This window comes from Herbaspirillum sp. C7C2, assembly GCF_022627865.1.
GTDB lineage: Bacteria > Pseudomonadota > Gammaproteobacteria > Burkholderiales > Burkholderiaceae_D > Herbaspirillum > Herbaspirillum frisingense.
The window spans coordinates 295,932-312,389 of sequence record NZ_JABXGI010000001.1 but is presented as its reverse complement, the minus strand read 5'-3'; the positions used below and the strand labels follow the sequence as shown (position 1 = coordinate 312,389).

The following is a 16,458-nucleotide window of genomic DNA, read 5'->3' as shown; positions in this document are numbered from 1 at the left end:
CGACCTCAGAAACGCTTGAAGGCGGACTCGTCCACGCCGGGCTCGTTCTCGTCCACATCCAGCATGGACAGCCGGCGCACCCGCTCGTGCTTCACACCAGGGGTGCGGGGTTCGCCGGGCTTGTCGCCACGCGGTGGCATCTTCTGCATCTCGCCCACGCGGAAGAAGCGCATCAGGTCCTGCAGATGGATGGCCTGGGCACTCATCTCTTCCGAGGTGGCCGACAGTTCTTCCGAGGCCGAGGCCGTCATCTGGGTGGTTTGCGCCATCTGGTGCACGGCGTTGTTGATCTGTTCCAGACCGGTGGATTGCTCGGCCGAGGCCGCAGCGATCTCCTGCACCAGGTCGGCAGTCTTGCGGATCGATGGCACCATCTGGTTGAGCAGGCCGCCGGCCTTTTCGGCCAAGCCCACGCTGTTCTCGGCCACGGCAATGATTTCCTGGGCGGCGGTCTGCGAACGCTCGGCCAGCTTGCGCACTTCGGCGGCGACCACGGCAAAGCCCTTGCCATGCTCGCCGGCACGTGCCGCTTCGATGGCCGCATTCAACGCCAGCAGGTTGGTCTGGTAGGCGATGTCGTCGATGATGCCGATCTTGCTGGCGATCTGCTTCATCGCAGCCACCGTCTCGCGCACCGCTTCGCCACCTTCGGTAGCGGCATTGGCCGAGAGGCTGGCGATGCCATCGGTGGTGCGGGCGTTGTCGGCGTTCTGGGCGATGGTGGCGGTGATCTCTTCCACCGAGGCACTGGTTTCCTCGACGTTGGCAGCCTGTTGCGAAGCATTGTGCGACAGCGCCTGGGAAGACGATGAAATCTGCTCCGATGCCGAGGCCAATGCGCTGGCCGTGCCACTGACATCGCCGATGACGTCAGTCCACTTGGTGACCATCTGTTGCGTGCTGTAGAGCACACTCACCTTGTCGCGCTTGCGCAGCGGCACGGTCACGGTGAGGTCACCCTCGGCCACCCGGCGCAGCACGCTCATGGCATCACGCGGTTCGCCCCCGATCTGGGAACGGATGGTGCGATAGGCAAACCCCAGGCAGGCGAACAGCACCACTACCGAGGCGGTGAGCAGCCAGAAGATCTTCTGTTCCAGTTCCGCGTAGTCGGTACCGGCCTTGACCACCCGGGCCTGGGTCCGCTCATCGACCAGGCGCAGGAAATCGTTGACCGGACTCATCACCTTGCCGAACAGGGTGCGATAGGTCTGGTCGAACACCAGCTCCTGCGCCATGGCCTGGTTGGGCGCGCCCACCACGCTGTACTTGCCTTCGCCATCGTCGAACTCGCCCTTGACGGCGTGGAAGGCGGTGATCTCGATGCGCGAAAGCTGGTCGGCCAGTTTCAGCGCTTCCTGCATCTTAGCCAATTCCTGTTCGGTGAAGCCGGAGCGCTTCATCAGCTCGGACAGCGGCACCGCCTGGGCACCCGCTTCCAGCGGAAGCTTGCGGGCGCTCACCAGGTCCCAGTTGAAGCGGTCATAGTTGGCAGGACGCGGACGCTTGCCGTTACGGATATCGAGGATCATGTAGTAACGATCTTCGTCGTTGGGATCACCCGTGGTCACATAGGCACGCGCGAACTTGGTCATGTCCTCGGTGGTCCGGCGCAGCTCATTGGCCAGCGCAGCCGACGAATAGCGCGACTGGTGGGCATGCTCCAGGGCCGTGTTAGCCTGCCTGAGGGTATCGGTGAGACTGATCACCACCGCCACCAGGATGGACAGCACCACTGCCAGCCAGATGAAGATCTGCTTGATGCTCATTCTGTTGGTCATCGATTCTTGCATGCTCGCGTCCCCTTGTGCTGCACTCGTCATTGCGCGGACGTCACGCCGCGTTCGGCGTAGACCGCCGTATTGCCTTGTTCCTGCTGCTGGGTATGGTGGACCAGGTGCGGGATGTCCAGGATCAGCGCCACCCGGCCGTCACCGAGGATGGTCGATCCCGACAGTCCCTTGACCTTGCCGAACAGCCTGCCCAGCGGCTTGATCACCGCCTGGCATTCGCCGAGCAAACCATCGACCAGCAAACCTGCGCGCAGCTGGCCGTATTGCACAATCACCAGGCTCTTGCGCGCACGGCCCTGCTGGCGCTCAGGCAGGTCGAACAGCTCGCGCAGCGGGACAAAGGGCAAGGGTTCGTCGCGTACCGCCACGATGTGGCTGCCGCTCTGGTGCGGCGGCATGTCGATGCATTCCACCACCATGTCCAGCGGGATCACGAAGACTGCATTGCCCACCACCACCTGGAATCCGGAGATGATGGCCAGCGTCAGCGGCAGGCGGATACGCACCACGGTGCCGCGCCCGCCCTCGGTATCGATGGAGACCTCGCCATGCAAGGCCTCGATATTACGCTTGACCACATCCATGCCGACCCCGCGTCCCGACAATTCGGTCACCTGCCGGGCCGTGGAAAAACCGGGCTCGAAGACGAAGCGATAGATGTCGGCATCGCTGAGGTCTTCTTCGCCGCTGGTCAAGCCCTGTGCCACGGCCTTTTCCAGGATGCGGTCGCGGTCCATGCCGCGTCCGTCATCCATGACTTCGATCAACACGCTGCCCGATTCGTGGGTGGCATTCAGGCGCAGGGTGGCCTTGGGTGGTTTGCCGGCGGCGAGGCGCTCGTTGGCCGGTTCAATACCGTGGTCGATGGCATTGCGCACGATGTGCATCAGCGGATCGGCCAGGCGCTCGACCATGGATTTGTCCAGCTCGGTATCGGAGCCGGTCATGATGAGGTCGATGTCCTTGTCGAGGTCGCGCGCAATGTCGCGCACGATGCGCGGGAAGCGCTGGAACACTTCATTGATCTGCACCATGCGCAAGGTCAGGGCAGCATCGCGGATCTGTTCCATCAGGCCGTCGATGGCCTGGGTCGCTTCCTCGAACTGGCTGTCCTTGCGACGGCGCGCAATCAGGCGGGCACTGGCACCGGCAATCACCAGCTCGCCCACCAGGTCGATCAGCTGATCGAGCTTGGAGACTTCGATCTTGATGAACTTCTGCTCCTGCGCACGACGTTCGTCCAGCAGGCGCGGCCGCTGGCGCGCATCGGGTGCGGCCACCGGGATTACCGACACGGCGGCCTCGTCGACCGTGGCCGCGCCCAGGCAACGCCATTGCGTTTCATTGAACAGTCCGTGGTGGCGCCAGAGACCGACCAGACGCGCCGCATCCTCACGCGCCAGGCGTTGCAGCACGGTGGCGTAGTCAGCCAGCACGCTATGTGGCGACAGGATATCGATGCGACTGTCGTCACGCACGAACTCGAAGACATCCTCCAGCGTCTGGCGGGAAGAGCCCGAGGCAAAACAGATTTCCACGCCCAGGTAGCAGCTTTCGGCATCCATGCTGGCGGCATCGGGGATGCCGCTTTCCACCGGCAGGATGGCGACGATACGGCCGAGCGAGCGCAGATAATGCAGGAAGGACAGGGGGTCGAGGCCATCACGCAGCACGTTCTCGTTGAACTGCAGCGACAGGTGCCAGTAGGGATAGTCGGCCGGAGCCTGGGCAGTGAGTTCATCAATCGCACCCAGGCCCTCCCGCTGGCCCGCCACCGCGTCGCCTGCTGCGGCAGGCTGGCCGGCGCCGGCTGCCTCGGCCGCGTCGCCCGTGCTTGCAGTCAGCGCCACCAGGGCCAGCTCGGCCAGCAGCGCCGTGCGCCGCTCGGCATTGGGTTCCTCGGCTTCCTGGCCGCGTTCGATGGCATCGACCAGTTCACCGATGTAATCGCCACACTGCAGCAACAAGGACATCAGGTGGCCATTCAGAGGCAGACGATCCTGGCGCACCAGGTCCAGCAAGTGCTCCACCTGGTGCGTGAACTGGACGATGCTGTCGAAGGCGAACAGCCCGGCCGATCCCTTGATGGTATGGGCGGCGCGGAAGATGGCGTTGATGCACTCGCGGGTCGGACCTTCCATCTCGATCTGCAGCAATGCGGCTTCCATCGCCACCAGCAGTTCGCGGGCTTCCTGTACCACGGCATCGCGGGCAGAATCCTTTTTCATGCGTGCTCCCCTGCTGGTGGGAGCAGGACCTCGGCAGGACCGAATCGCTCATGCAGCTGCAGCAGGTCCAGCGCCGCCACCACGGCCGGGCTATAGGCGCCAATCTCCAGCTGGCGGTCCTGCTCGGCTAGTTCGCGCCGCAGCAGCAACAGCAACTGGATGCCCGCGGTGTCGATCTCGTCCACTCCGGCCAGGTCCAGCACCACGCGCGGCTGCACCAGCGTCAATGCGTGCAGCAGCTCGGGCTTGCGCTCGGCTGCCTGGAAAATGGTCAGTCCGCCGCTCACGGTGAGCAGCAGGCTGTCCTCTTGCACGGAGTACGTCAGTGGCATGTGGCGGGTCTCGGCTTTCTATCGGTCGCTTGCTGTCGGTCTGGGCTATCGCTCGGCGGTTCGGCGGTTCGGCGTTCAGGGTTGTACCAGCTTGGCCACCGCATCGAGCAGCACCGGTGGCTGGAAGGGCTTGTGCACCCAGGCACGGATACCGGCGGCCTTGCCTTCCTGCTTGCGCGCTTCGCTGCTCTCGGTGGTCAGCATGATGACGGGGGTGAACTTGTAGGCGGGCATCTGCTTCATCTCGCGCACGAAGGACAGTCCGTCGAGGTTGGGCATGTTGAGGTCGGAGATGACCAGGTTGAACTTGCGGCCGTCCAGTTTCTTCAGGGCTTCGCGCCCGTCAGCGGCCTCTTCCACGTGGTAGCCGGCACTCCTCAAGGCGGCCGAGATGGTCTGCCGCAGGCTGAAGGAATCGTCGACGATCAAAATGCTCTTTTCCATCTCGGTTCCTCAGAAGAAATCCACTTGGGACGGCGCTGCGGGATGGCCCTGCTGGCCGGCGTGTATCTGACGCTGTTCCTGCGTGGTATAGGTCTTTTCGAGATCGGCCAGCCATTGCTGGGGGGAAGGCAGCGCGTCCTGGCCAGGTTCGGCGGCACCGCGCAGACGGGCGATGTCCTGTTGTACGTGGTCCAGGATCTGGCTGATGCGGTCCTGGAATTGCAGGTGGACCAGGATGTCGCAGACTTCGCGATCGACTTCGCGGCCTTCGTCTTCCAGCTCCTCCACGGTGGTGGTCAGCTTCATGGCGGACTGGCGGAAGTCGGCGATGATCTGGTCGATCACGGCCCGCGAGTTTTCCACGATCTCGCTGGCGCCGGCTGCCATCTCGCCGGTGCTGCCGATGGCAGCCAGGATCTGCTGGCGGGCACCCTTGGCGCGGGCGGCGATCTGCCGACTGTTCTCGGCCGAACGCTCGGCCAGCTCCTGCCAGCTCTGGGCATCGCTGAGGAGATCGGTCACACCGGTCTGGCCGGCCAGTTGTTCATTTTGCTGGGCCAGGCGGCGGATGTCGTCATTGGCGGCCATGAGCGCGTCGAAGCGGGTCGCCAGCACCTGACGGGCGGCCTGCATGCCTTCCAGCGCCGAGGCGATGATGCCCAGTTGCTCTGCAGCATCCTGGATGGTCTGCAGGATGTCGCCGTTGGCAGCACGGCTGGCAGGGTCCAGCGTGCCACCGAGACGCTCGTGGATGCCGACGAAACGGGCCGTGAGGCTATCGATGGCCGACTGGGTCTGTGCACGTGCCAGCTGGACATTGCCTTGCCACACCGGCAGCACTTCGCGCAGCAGGTCGGCCAGCGGGTGGGCCTGAGTGGCGCGGGAGGTGGACGCCAATTCCGGCTCCAGTACGGGTTCCATTGCAGGCACCAGGATTGGCTCACCCAAGGCTGCGCCCGGCGCGTGGACGCCCGTTGGCTCGCGCGCCTCGGCTGCCCCGGCAACGGCGGTCCGCGAGACGTCTGCGGCGGCGGGTGCCGGCAGGCAAGTCAGATAGAACGCACCGCCGATCAGGAGGCCGACCAGCAAACCCAGCCACCAGTGCTGGGCCAGCATCATGAACAGCAGCAAATTGACCAGGCACAGCACTGGCAAGATATTGCGAAGCGATTTCAAAGCCACGATCCCGATTTGTTGTTCTCAGCTTGGGTCAATGCGCGTGGCGCCACGGGCGCACCATGCTCTTGACAGCGTTTACGGCAGGTATTGGCCGATCTTGGGGCAACAGACAACAGACCGGCACACCGCCTGCTCGGCATGCCGCCCTGCAGCGAACCCGGCACTAATCTCCCACCGGGTTGGTCTATCCTGCGCGCACCAACCCACAGTCTATTGTGCTGGTTGCCCGAGTGTCGCCTTTCGTCGAATAAAGGCCAATTTCCGTTTGAGTTATCGACGCAGTGGATGGGCGAACGGGGATTATTGCAATAGTTACAACAAAACCAAGCTTCCGCGGGTGCCGCCCGTCGGGGGAAATCAACTACAATGCCGCACCCGGCGTGCCGGGGGAAAGAGGACGCATGGAACTGGAAAGTTACCGCTACATTGCAATCGACGGGCCGATCGGCGCCGGCAAGACTTCCCTGGCCAAACGCCTGGCCAGCTTGTGGGACGCCCAGGTGGTGCTGGAACAGCCGGAGGAGAATCCCTTCCTGGCCGACTTCTACCGCAATGCCGGCCAGCATGCCTTCCAGACCCAGGTGTTCTTCCTGTTGCAGCGGATCCGACAGTTGCAGGCGCCGCTCGATCCGGCGCTGCTGGAGGGGCGCTTCGTCGCCGATTTCATGCTGGAAAAGGACATGCTTTTCGCCGGGCTGACCCTGGCCGGCGAAGAACTGGCGCTCTATGAAACCTTGTACCTGCAGTTGCGCCCGCAGGCGCGGCTGCCGGACCTGGTGATCCATCTGCAGGCCGCGCCCGAGATATTGCAGGCGCGCATTGCCGAGCGCGGCGTGGCCATCGAAGAAGGTATTTCGCTGGATTACCTGCAACGGCTTTCCGAGTGCTACAGTCAGTTTTTCTATCATTACGAAGGGGCGCCGGTATTGACCGTCAATACCGAACACCTGGATCCGGCGCACAACGACGCCGATCTGCGCACGCTGCTGCAGCACATCGAAGAGATGCGCGGCAAGCGCGCCTTTCTCAATCAAGGAGGTTGAATTTCCAATGGCAGGCTATCTTCAGGAATCCGGCGCGGCACGCGCCAAGCCGGTGACGACCCACACCCTGCAGGCCATGCGCGCCAAGGGCGACAAGATCAGCATGCTGACCTGTTACGACGCCAGCTTTGCGACGCTGATGGAGCGTGCCGGGCTGGAGACGGTATTGATCGGAGACTCTCTCGGCATGGTCTGCCAGGGTCACGATTCGACGCTGCCGGTGAGCATCCAGGACGTGGCCTACCACACCGCTGCCGTGGCGCGCGGCAGCCACACCATGCTGATCATCGCCGACCTGCCCTTCGGCACCTATCCGACCCGTGAAGAAGCCTTCCGCAATGCCGCCCTGCTGATGCAGGCGGGGGCGCAGATGGTCAAGCTGGAAGGCGGTGTATGGCTGGCGGATACGATCAAATTCCTGACCGAGCGCGGCATCCCGGTCTGCGCCCATATCGGCCTGACGCCGCAGTCGGTACACCAGCTGGGCGGCTTCAAGGTGCAAGGCAAGACCAGCGATGGCGCTACGCAATTGCACGCCGATGCACTGGCCGTGCAGCAAGCGGGGGCGTCGCTGGTGGTGATCGAGGCGGTACCAGCCACGCTGGGCAAGGAAGTGACCGACCGCCTGGCCATTCCCACCATCGGCATCGGTGCCGGCCCGGATTGCTCCGGCCAGGTGCTGGTGATGCATGACATGCTGGGCGTCTTCCCGGGGCACAAGAGCCGCTTCGTGCGCAACTTCATGGACGGCGCCGGCAGCATCGAGCAGGCCGTGCGCGCCTACGTGGCTGCGGTCAAGGACGGCAGCTTCCCGGCACCGGAGCATTGCTTCTGAGACTGCGTGAAGCATCAACCGCCTGCAGCATGACGCAGGCGGACAGCAAAACGGCCAGCGATCTGCTGGCCGTTTTGCTTTGCTGCGGTTGTGCAAAGGAGCTCCGGTCTTACTCGAAGAATTCCTTGACCTTGTCCTTCCAGGTCTTGGTCTGCGGGCTGTGCTTGGCGCCGCCTTCGGTGGTCAGCTGCTCGAACTCGCGCAGCAGTTCCTTCTGGCGTTCGGTCAGCTTGACCGGCGTTTCCACCACGACATGGCAGAACAGGTCACCTGCATAACCGGAGCGCACACCCTTGATGCCCTTGCCGCGCAGACGGAAGGTCTTGCCGCTTTGGGTTCCTTCGGGGATGGAGAAGGATGCCTTGCCGTTCAAGGTCGGGGCTTCGATCTCGCCGCCCAGCGCTGCCTTGGCAAAGGAGATCGGCATTTCGCAATGCAGGTCGTCGCCATCGCGCTGGAACACGTCATGCGGCTTGATGTGGATTTCCACATACAGGTCGCCCGGAGGACCGCCGTTGACACCCGGCTCGCCGTTGCCGGAGGAGCGGATGCGCATGCCGTCGTCGATGCCTTCGGGAATCTTCACCTCCAGCGTCTTGTTGCGCTTGATGCGACCGGCACCGGCGCAGGTGGGGCAAGGTTCAGGAATGATCTTGCCGCTGCCGTGGCACTTGGGGCAGGTCTGCTGGATGCTGAAGAAGCCCTGCTGCATGCGCACCTGGCCATGACCGCCGCAGGTGGTGCAGGTGACCGGCGAGGTGCCGGGCTTGGCGCCGCTGCCGTGGCAGGTGTCGCACTGGTCCCAGGAGGGCACGCGGATGGTGGTATCGAAACCGTGGGCCGCCTGTTCCAGGGTGATTTCCAGGTTGTAGCGCAGGTCGGCGCCACGATAGACCTGCGGGCCCGAATTGCGCCCGCCACGTCCGCCGCCGCCACCGAAGATGTCGCCGAAGATATCGCCGAAGGCGTCTGCAAAGCCGCCCGCGCCGGCACCGCCGCCGGCTCCCATGTTGGGATCGACACCGGCGTGTCCGTAGCGGTCGTAGGCCTCGCGCTTCTGCGGGTCCGACAGCATCTCGTAGGCTTCCTTGACCTCCTTGAACTTGTCTTCCGCGCCCTTGCTGTCGGGGTTGCGGTCAGGATGGTACTTCATCGCCAGCTTGCGATAAGCCTTCTTGATTTCGTCGTCGCTGGCGTTCTTCGCCAGTCCGAGCACTTCGTAAAAATCGCGTTTTGCCATGTTGTATAACCCACCTTGTTATTGTGTTCCGTCGCTGCTGCGAAGGCCTGCACTGCGGCCGCCCTTGCGCGACCGGGAACCAACAATGTGAAAAAGCCGAGTTCAGCTTTTGACTGCGGACTCGGCGTACCGGCCTGGCCGATCAGACAACCCGGCCGGGTGGATGCTGCTGGAGCTGATTTCCTAAAAATCCGCCCGGGCTGCGGAAAAACCGCACCCGGGCGCGAGCGCTGACGTCAGGTGAAACGACGCGTCAGTCCCGGATTACTTCACTTCCTTGAAGTCGGCGTCGACCACGTTGTCGTCCTTCGCGGCTGCACCACCGGCACCGGCCGCACCCGCCTGGGCGCCTGCGGCACCGGCTGCGCCACCGGCGGCAGCGGCTTGCGCCTGCTGGTCGGCGTACATCTTCTCGCCCAGCTTTTGCGCAGCGGTCGACAGGGCCGCGGTCTTGGCATCGATGGAGGCCTTGTCGTCACCCTTCAGGGCTACTTCCAGCTCCTTGATGGCCGCTTCGATGACTTCCTTCTCGCCGCCTTCGAGCTTGTCGCCGTACTCGCCCAGGGCCTTCTTGGTCGAGTGCACCAGCGCGTCGCCCTGGTTGCGGGTCTCGGCCAGTTCCTTCAGGCGCTTGTCTTCCTCGGCGTTGGCCTCGGCGTCGCGCACCATCTTTTCGATCTCTTCCTCATTCAGGCCAGAGTTGGCCTTGATGGTGATCTTGTTTTCCTTGCCGGTGGCCTTGTCCTTGGCGCCCACGTGCAGGATGCCGTTGGCGTCGATGTCGAAGGTCACTTCGATCTGCGGGGTGCCGCGCGGTGCCGGCGGGATGCCTTCCAGGTTGAATTCACCCAGGGCCTTGTTGCCCACGGCCATTTCACGCTCGCCCTGATAGACCTTGATGGTCACGGCCGGCTGGTTGTCGTCGGCAGTGGAGAACACCTGGCTGAACTTGGTCGGGATGGTGGTGTTCTTCTTGATCATCTTGGTCATGACGCCGCCCATGGTTTCGATACCCAGCGACAGCGGGGTCACGTCCAGCAGCAGCACGTCCTTGCGGTCACCCGAGAGGACCGAACCCTGGATCGCGGCGCCCACGGCGACGGCTTCGTCGGGGTTGACGTCACGGCGCGGGTCCTTGCCGAAGAATTCCTTGACCTTCTCGATGACCTTGGGCATGCGGGTCATGCCGCCGACCAGGATCACGTCGTCGATGTCGGAGACCTTCACGCCGGCATCCTTGATGGCGGTGCGGCAGGGTTCGATGGTCTTGGCGATCAGTTCCTCGACCAGGGATTCCAACTTGGCGCGGGTGATCTTCAGATTCAGGTGGACCGGCGCGCCATTGGCCATGGCGATGTAGGGCTCGTTGATCTCGGTCTGCTGAGAGGACGACAGCTCGATCTTGGCGCGTTCGGCCGAAGCCTTGATGCGCTGCAGGGCGATGGCGTCCTTGGACAGGTCCAGACCGTTAATCTTCTTGAATTCCTCGATGATGTAGTCGATCAGGCGCTGGTCGAAGTCTTCGCCACCCAGGAAGGTGTCACCGTTGGTGGAGAGCACTTCGAACTGCTTTTCGCCATCGACGTCGGCGATTTCGATGATGGACACGTCGAAGGTGCCGCCGCCGAGGTCATACACGGCGATCTTGCGGTCGCCCTTCTCTGCCTTGTCCAGACCAAAGGCCAGCGCAGCCGCGGTCGGCTCGTTGATGATGCGCTTGACATCCAGACCGGCGATGCGACCGGCATCCTTGGTGGCCTGGCGCTGGGCGTCGTTGAAGTAGGCCGGCACCGTGATGACGGCTTCGGTCACTTCTTCGCCCAGGTAGTCTTCGGCGGTCTTCTTCATCTTGCGCAGGACTTCTGCGGAGATCTGCGGCGGTGCCAGCTTCTTGTCGCGCACGCCGATCCAGGCGTCGCCGTTGTCGGCAGCCACGATCTCGTAGGGCATCAGGTTGATGTCCTTCTGCACTTCCTTCTCGGTGAACTTGCGACCGATCAGACGCTTGGAGGCGTAGATGGTGTTGCGCGGGTTGGTCACCGCCTGACGCTTAGCCGGTGCGCCGACGAGGATTTCGCCGTCTTCCTGGTAAGCAATGATGGAGGGCGTGGTGCGCGCGCCTTCCGAGTTTTCGATCACCTTGGGCTGATTGCCTTCCATGACGGAAACGCAAGAGTTGGTGGTGCCCAGGTCAATGCCAATGATTTTTCCCATGATTTTTCCTTCGATCTTTCAGCCCTGGATGCCGGGCTACAGTAGTTTTGGATGTTTTTAATATGTGGAGAAAAGATGGACTTTCAAGCGTCGAAACCACCGGAACAAGCAAAAATGATGCCTTTGGCGCTGTTCCCCCTTCGACGCCGGTCCGCTTACTTTCCCTGGGCCACCGTCACCAGCGCGGGGCGCAACAGACGGTCGGAAATCATATAGCCTTTTTGCAGCACGGCCACGACGGTGTTGGCTTCCTGCTCGGCCGGCACGGCCGAGACGGCCTGGTGCTTCATCGGGTCCAGCTTGTCGCCGGTTTGCGGGCTGACTTCCTGCAGCTTGTTCTTGTCGAAGGCCGAGGTCAGTTGCTTCAAGGTCATGTCCACGCCTTCCTTCAGGGATTCCAGCGAGGCGTTTTCGATCTTCAGGGCCATTTCCAGGCTGTCCTTGACGGCCAGCAGGGATTCGGCAAAACCTTCGATGGCGAACTTGTGGGCCTTGGCGATGTCTTCCTGAGCGCGGCGGCGGATGTTCTCGCCTTCGGCACGGGCGCGCAGGAAGGCGTCCTGCATCTCGGCAGCACGGGCTTCTGCGGCGGCCAGCTTGTCTTCCAGGGTGGGCTCGGCCGGAGCAGCCTGCTCGGTGGCATTGGCGGCAGCGGCGGCATCCTGCGACTGGGGATCTTGCTGGGCGGTTTGGGCTTCCTGTTTTTCCATGTCTTGCATTCCTGAATTACCTCCAACGAATCGATTGGTGACGTGCATCCGGCAAATTGCGTGCAGTATCGCCGGCGCAAGATGCGGCTCAAGTAAGGCATATCCCTGCATTTTCAAGGGCTATTTAGCCTTTTTTGAGTGGTTTTTTGCCTGATTCTGCCGTTACCGCGTGAAATCCCGAACGTTGGACAGCGCTTTGGACAGTGTTTACCAGGCCGGCCTTCACGTTCACTCGATGCCGGCCTAATATGAATTTAGCCCAATAGCGGGCTGCCCTCGGACTTATCGTATCAACAAGGTGACATCATGAAACCGCCACTGATAGCGGCCACCATCCTCATCGCCGCCTACAGCCTCTTGGCCACCGCCTGGATCAGCTATACCCATCTGGTCGGCGAATTCACGCTCTGAGACTGCCTCTGGGCTGACATCCTGCTTCTGCCGTCGCAACCGCTGGCAAGCCGTGGCGACCTGCGGAACGGCTGCTTTGTTCTTCTATAGAGCAAGCCATCGCGCGGCAAAGAGTTGCACAATAAACAACAACGATGCATCCCGTCCGTATTCTAGCAGGCTGCACGCGGCATTCCGTCGATTCCGGGCAACTTGTTGTTGCCCCATGACAATGCATTACTGGGTGGCACCCAGGGCCTTGGCGCGTTCGGCGGAAATGAGCGCTTGCCGGGCGGCCTCGTCGCGGGCCGCCCCGTTGCTCATGGTGGGCCAGCCGGCCAGGTGCTGCTCGACGATCTCCACCATGCCGCCGATCCAGGCTGGGGCTTCATTCAGACATGGAATAAAGTGAAACTCCTTGCCACCAGCCTGCAGGAAGTCATGCTTGACCTCCATGGCGATTTCTTCCAGCGTTTCCAGGCAGTCACTGGTGAAACCGGGGCACATCACATCGACCCGGCGCACGCCCTGGCGCCCCAGTTCCTGCAGGGTCGGGGCGGTATAGGGTTGTAGCCATTCCGCCTTGCCAAAGCGCGACTGGAAGGTGACCAGATATTCTCCTTCGGACAAACCCAGCGACTGCGCCAGCAGGCGCGCCGTCTTGTAGCACTCGCAATGATAGGGATCGCCCAGCAGCAGCGTGCGCTTGGGAACACCGTGGAAACTCATGACCAGCTTGTCGGGGCGCCCATTGAGCTCCCAATGATCCAGCACCGACTGGCGCAGGGCCTGGATGTAGCCGTCCTGGTCATGATAATTGCGGATCAGGCGCAGCTCGGGGATGTTGCGCACCTGGCGGTAGTGCTCGAACACGGCATCGAAGATGGAGGCCGTCGTGGTGCCGGAATATTGCGGATAGGCCGGCAGTACCAGGATGCGGGTGCAGCCCTGTTCCTTCAGCTGGTCCAGCACCTGCGGCAGCGAAGGCGTGCCGTAGCGCATCGCATACGTCACCTGCAATTGATGATGGCCGCGCGCAGCCAGCTGCACGCCCAGTGCGGCCGCCTGGCGCTGCGTATGCACGCGCAGCGGCGAGCCCTCCTCGGTCCAGATGCTGGCGTACTTGGCGGCCGATTTCGAAGAACGGAACGGCAGGATGATGCCATTGAGGATGAACCACCAGACCGCCCGCGGGATTTCCACCACGCGCGGGTCTGACAGGAACTGCCTGAGGTAGCGGCGCAGTGAGGAGGCATCGGGAGCGTCGGGCGTGCCCAGGTTGACCAGCACCACCGCAGTGGAAGCCGGACTGCCGTGGGTGTAGGGAGGTTCTTTGCGGAAGGCCATGGTCGCTTGATTGGATGTTCTTGTTGTGATCGTGGACGATCAGGGATCTGGGATCAGGAGGCCAGCAGTTCGCGTGCGTGCTTGCGCGTGGTGGCGGTGATTTCCAGGCCACCCAGCATGCGGGCGATTTCCTCGACACGGGCCTTGGCATCCAGACCGTCGATGTCGGACAGGGTCTTGCCACCCTCGCTGCGTTTCTTGACCTGGTAATGCTGGTTGGCCTGGCTGGCGACCTGCGGCAGGTGGGTCACGCACAGTACCTGGCGTTCCTGTCCCAGGCGCTTGAGCAAGCGTCCCACCACTTCGGCCACGGCGCCGCCGATGCCGCTGTCGACTTCGTCGAAGATCAGGGTCGGCACGGTCGTGGCCGCCGAAGCGATCACCGAGATGGCCAGCGAAATACGCGCCAGCTCACCGCCCGAAGCCACCTTCGCCAGCGCACGCGGTGCCACCCCGGCATGACCGGCGACCAGGAACTCCACCTGTTCCAGGCCATACGCAGCGGGCTCGCCGACGTTGAGCGCGATCTCGAAACGACCGCCGGCCATCGACAGGTCCTGCATGGCCGCTGTGACGGCCTCACCCAGTGCAGTTGCCGCCTTGGCCCGGGCCTTGGACAATTTCTGCGCCTGAGACAGGTAGGCGGCCTGCAGCTTGTCTTCCTGGGCGCGCAGGGCGTCGAGATCGCTGGCGTCGGCCAGCTGCTTCAATTGTTCGGAGAGCTTGCGATATTCCTCGGGCAGTTCATCGGGCTGCACATGGAATTTGCGGGCGCTGGAATGAATCGCTTCCAGGCGCTCTTCCACTTCCTGCAGACGCGCCGGATCGAGCTCCACCCGCCCCAGGTAATCATTGAGCGCATACACGGCTTCCTGCAGCTGGATCTGGGCCGGCTCCAGGGCGTCAAGCACGGGCTTGAGGGCGGTATCGACATCCACCAGCTTGCCCAGCTTCTGCGTGATCGAGGACAGTTGCGAGAGGATCGGCGACTCCGATTCGGAGATCACGCCCAGCGCTTCCTGCGCACCGCCGATCAGCGCTGCCGCATGCGAGAGGCGGCTATGTTCGGTGCTGATCTCGGTCCACTCACCGGGCTTGACGGACAGTTTCTGCAGCTCCGCCACCTGCCATTCCAGGCGCTCGCGCTCCAGCAGCACATTGCGGGCATCCTGCTCGAACTGCTCGCGTTGGCGCGCCAGGGCGCGCCAGGTGCGATAGGCGGCGGCGACTTCACCTGCCTGGTCGAGCAGGCCGGCCTGGCTATCCAGCAACTGGCGCTGCGCATCGGCCTTCATCAGCGACTGGTGCGCATGCTGGCCGTGGATATCGACCAGCATTTCGCCGACCTCACGCAATTGCCCGGCGGTGGCCGCGCTGCCATTGATGTAGGCCTTGCTGCGACCGGCATTGTCGATCACCCGACGCAGCAGCACGCCGCCATGTTCGTCGGCGAACTCATGCTCTTCCAGCCAGGCCTGGACCTCGGGCGTAGCGGTGAAATCGGCGCTGACATCGGCCTTGGCCGCGCCCTCGCGCACCACGCTGGGATCGCCGCGACCGCCCAGGGCCAGCGCCAGGGCATCGATCAGGATGGATTTGCCGGCGCCGGTTTCGCCGGTGAAGACGGAAAATCCGCGCGCAAATTCGAGCTCGATGGCATCGACAATCACGAAGTCGCGGATCGTTAAGGTACGCAGCATGGTGGTCTCGCAGCGGGTTGGACGGACAGGCCTGAAGAATGGCGCAAGCCGGCATGCGCCGGCCGCGCTTATTGTAATCGGCCTTCTATCGAGGGGTATTCATTCCAGTGCAGCTTCTCGCGCAGGGTGTCGAAATAGCTCCAGCCCTGGGGATGCAGGAAGGTGATCTTGTGTGCCGAACGGCGGATCACGATACGGTCGCCATGCAGCACGCTGGTGAGCGACTGCATGTCGAAGTTGGCGCTGACCTCGCGCCCGGAAACCACCTGGATCACGATCTCGCAGGAATCCGACAGCGTGATCGGACGATTGGACAGCGAATGCGGGGAGATCGGCACCATCACGATGCCATGCAGGCTGGGGTGCAGGATGGGTCCGCCGGCCGAGAGCGCATAGGCGGTGGAGCCGGTCGGGGTGGCCACGATCAGGCCGTCGGAGCGCTGGTTGTACATGAAGCGGCCATCGACCTCGACCCGCAGCTCGACCATGCCGGAGGTGGAACCCCGCGCCACCACCACATCGTTCAGGGCCAGGGCGCGGAAGATCTCGCCGCCCTCGCGATAGACCCGCGCTTCCAGCAGCGAACGCGACTCGGCTTCGACATTGCCGTCCAGCATTTCGGCCAGAGCCGGTATCATGCGGTCTTGCGCGATGTCGGTGATGAAGCCCAGGCGTCCCTGGTTGATGCCGATCAGCGGTACGTTGTACGGTGCCAGCTGGCGCGCGATGCCCAGCATGGTACCGTCGCCGCCGACCACGATGGCCACGTCCGCGTGATGACCGATCTGCTCGGGAGTCATGCTGTCATAGCCTTGCAGGGCGATGTTCTCGGCGGTTTCGGTCTCGAAGACCACGGTGTGGCCGTGCGACTCCAGGAACACGGCGATGTCCGACAAGATCTGCGCGATGCCGACGGCCTGGTACTTGCCGACGATGGCGACGGTTTTGGGTACGGCTGCCTGAACGGGTAATTTGATGGGCCACATGCTGCGGATTAGACCAT

13 protein-coding genes are annotated in these 16,458 nt (G+C 63.1%); 2 read left to right on the top strand and 11 right to left on the bottom strand.

Going from position 1 to position 16,458, the window contains the following annotated elements:
- Nucleotides 1–5: 5 nt before the first annotated feature.
- The 5 genes from HWE04_RS01470 to HWE04_RS01450 all read right to left on the bottom strand — a co-directional run bounded on the left by HWE04_RS01470 (nt 6) and on the right by HWE04_RS01450 (nt 5,973).
- Nucleotides 6–1,793, bottom strand: coding sequence for a methyl-accepting chemotaxis protein (locus HWE04_RS01470; protein WP_077237429.1), 1,788 nt, complete (start codon nt 1,791–1,793; stop codon nt 6–8).
- Nucleotides 1,794–1,819: 26 nt separating this feature from the next.
- Nucleotides 1,820–4,021, bottom strand: coding sequence for a chemotaxis protein CheA (locus HWE04_RS01465; RefSeq protein WP_241811279.1), 2,202 nt, complete (start codon nt 4,019–4,021; stop codon nt 1,820–1,822).
- On the bottom strand, nt 4,018–4,353 hold the full coding sequence (locus HWE04_RS01460) for an STAS domain-containing protein (protein WP_077237431.1): 336 nt from the start codon (nt 4,351–4,353) through the stop codon (nt 4,018–4,020). Before HWE04_RS01460 ends, HWE04_RS01465 begins: the two co-directional genes overlap by 4 nt.
- Before the next feature lie 75 nt (nt 4,354–4,428).
- On the bottom strand, nt 4,429–4,797 hold the full coding sequence (locus HWE04_RS01455; RefSeq protein WP_006461787.1) for a response regulator: 369 nt from the start codon (nt 4,795–4,797) through the stop codon (nt 4,429–4,431).
- 9 nt (nt 4,798–4,806) lie between these two features.
- Nucleotides 4,807–5,973: a chemotaxis protein gene (locus HWE04_RS01450; protein WP_274620000.1), complete on the bottom strand. Its 1,167-nt coding sequence runs from the start codon at nt 5,971–5,973 to the stop codon at nt 4,807–4,809.
- 404 nt (nt 5,974–6,377) lie between these two features.
- Here HWE04_RS01450 and HWE04_RS01445 point away from each other — a divergent pair, with 404 nt between their 5' ends.
- Together HWE04_RS01445 and panB are read left to right on the top strand one after the other, a co-directional pair.
- Nucleotides 6,378–7,019 carry a deoxynucleoside kinase gene (locus HWE04_RS01445; RefSeq protein WP_006461789.1) on the top strand — a complete coding sequence of 214 codons (642 nt, stop codon included), beginning with the start codon at nt 6,378–6,380 and terminating at the stop codon, nt 7,017–7,019.
- A gap of 7 nt (nt 7,020–7,026) precedes the next feature.
- Nucleotides 7,027–7,854: a 3-methyl-2-oxobutanoate hydroxymethyltransferase gene (gene panB, locus HWE04_RS01440; protein WP_234295448.1), complete on the top strand. Its 828-nt coding sequence runs from the start codon at nt 7,027–7,029 to the stop codon at nt 7,852–7,854.
- Nucleotides 7,855–7,963: 109 nt separating this feature from the next.
- Here the strand turns inward: panB and dnaJ are convergent, their stop codons facing one another.
- The 6 genes from dnaJ to HWE04_RS01410 form a co-directional block, all read right to left on the bottom strand.
- Nucleotides 7,964–9,094: a molecular chaperone DnaJ gene (dnaJ, locus tag HWE04_RS01435; RefSeq protein WP_006461791.1), complete on the bottom strand. Its 1,131-nt coding sequence runs from the start codon at nt 9,092–9,094 to the stop codon at nt 7,964–7,966.
- A gap of 264 nt (nt 9,095–9,358) precedes the next feature.
- A complete protein-coding gene (gene dnaK, locus HWE04_RS01430; protein ID WP_241811277.1) occupies nt 9,359–11,308 on the bottom strand; it encodes a molecular chaperone DnaK in 1,950 nt (649 codons plus the stop codon).
- Between the two features lie 155 nt (nt 11,309–11,463).
- A complete protein-coding gene (gene grpE / locus HWE04_RS01425; RefSeq protein ID WP_077237435.1) occupies nt 11,464–12,027 on the bottom strand; it encodes a nucleotide exchange factor GrpE in 564 nt (187 codons plus the stop codon).
- A 618-nt stretch (nt 12,028–12,645) separates the two neighbouring features.
- Nucleotides 12,646–13,755 (bottom strand): ferrochelatase, encoded by a 1,110-nt coding sequence (gene hemH / locus HWE04_RS01420; protein ID WP_241811276.1) that lies wholly within the window; start codon nt 13,753–13,755, stop codon nt 12,646–12,648.
- A gap of 53 nt (nt 13,756–13,808) precedes the next feature.
- On the bottom strand, nt 13,809–15,455 hold the full coding sequence (gene recN / locus HWE04_RS01415; RefSeq protein ID WP_241811275.1) for a DNA repair protein RecN: 1,647 nt from the start codon (nt 15,453–15,455) through the stop codon (nt 13,809–13,811).
- 68 nt (nt 15,456–15,523) lie between these two features.
- Nucleotides 15,524–16,441, bottom strand: a complete 918-nt coding sequence (locus HWE04_RS01410; protein WP_006461796.1) for an NAD kinase — start codon at nt 16,439–16,441, stop codon at nt 15,524–15,526.
- Between the last annotated feature and the right edge of the window lie 17 nt (nt 16,442–16,458).